Origin of the sequence: Streptomyces sp. NPDC001351 (assembly GCF_042896045.1) — a bacterium.
In the GTDB taxonomy this organism is placed as follows: domain Bacteria; phylum Actinomycetota; class Actinomycetes; order Streptomycetales; family Streptomycetaceae; genus Streptomyces.
The window spans coordinates 1-1,206 of sequence record NZ_JBIAWS010000045.1 but is presented as its reverse complement, the minus strand read 5'-3'; the positions used below and the strand labels follow the sequence as shown (position 1 = coordinate 1,206).

Below are 1,206 nucleotides of genomic sequence, written 5' to 3'. Positions count from 1 at the left end.
GCGGGAAGCCGGGGCTGTCGCGTGATGGCCGGGGGAATCGGCCGGGCGTGGGCCCGGATCGCGGTGTTGCTGCCGGGGCGCGGAGACCTCGCAGAGATGCGGCGTGACCCGCGCCGGGACCTGCTGGCAGGCCTGACCGTGGCGATCGTCGCGTTGCCGCTGGCCCTCGGCTTCGGGGTCTCCTCCGGGCTGGGCGCGGAGGCGGGCCTGGCCACCGCGGTGGTCGCGGGTGCGCTCGCGGCGGTGTTCGGCGGGTCCAATCTCCAGGTGTCAGGGCCGACCGGCGCCATGACGGTGGTCCTGGTGCCGATCGTCGGCCGCTACGGGCCCACGGGGGTGCTCACCGTGGGACTGATGGCGGGCGTCATGCTCGTCGCTCTGGCGGTGCTGCGGGCCGGGAAGTACATGCAGTACGTGCCCGCCCCGGTCGTCGAGGGCTTCACGCTCGGCATCGCCTGCGTGATCGGCCTGCAGCAGCTCCCGAACGCGCTCGGCGTGCCCAAGCCGGAGGGCGACCGCGTGCTGGTGGTGACCTGGCGTGCCGTCGAGGAGTTCGCGAAGTCCCCGAACTGGACCGCCGCCGGTTTCGCGGTCGCCGTGGCCGCGGTCATGCTGGTCGGGGCCCGCTGGCGGCCGACCGTGCCGTTCTCGATCGTCGCCGTGATCGCGGCGACGCTCGTGGCCCGGCTGGCCGGCCTGGACGCGGCGAAGCCGATCGGCGACCTGCCGTCGGGGCTGCCCGTACCCTCGCTGACCTTCCTCGACCTCGGCTCGCTCGGCACCCTGCTCGCGCCCGCCGTGGCGGTCGCGGCGCTCGCCGCGCTGGAGTCCCTGCTGTCCGCCTCGGTCGCCGACGGCATGACGGTGGGCCAGAAGCACGACCCGGACCGGGAGCTGTTCGGCCAGGGGCTCGCGAACATCGCCGCCCCGCTTTTCGGGGGCGTCCCGGCCACCGGTGCGATCGCCCGCACCGCGGTCAACGTCCGCACCGGCGCGGGCTCCCGGCTCGCCGCCCTCATGCATGCCGCCGTTCTCGCCGTGATCGTCTTCGCGGCGGCACCGCTCGTCTCGAAGATCCCGCTGGCCGCCCTCGCCGGAGTCCTGCTGGCCACCGCGATCCGCATGGTCGAGGTCGGCTCGCTCAAGGCCATGGTGAAGGCGACCCGGTCCGATGCGCTGATACTCGTCCTGACCGCCGTGGCGACC

Annotated in this window: 1 protein-coding gene; it reads left to right on the top strand. The window is 74.4% G+C overall.

The features are described 5' to 3' along the window. Positions 1 to 24: 24 nt before the first annotated feature. The coding region (locus ACFY1U_RS50955) for a SulP family inorganic anion transporter (RefSeq protein ID WP_390700933.1) at positions 25 to 1,206 on the top strand (1,182 nt) is incomplete at its 3' end.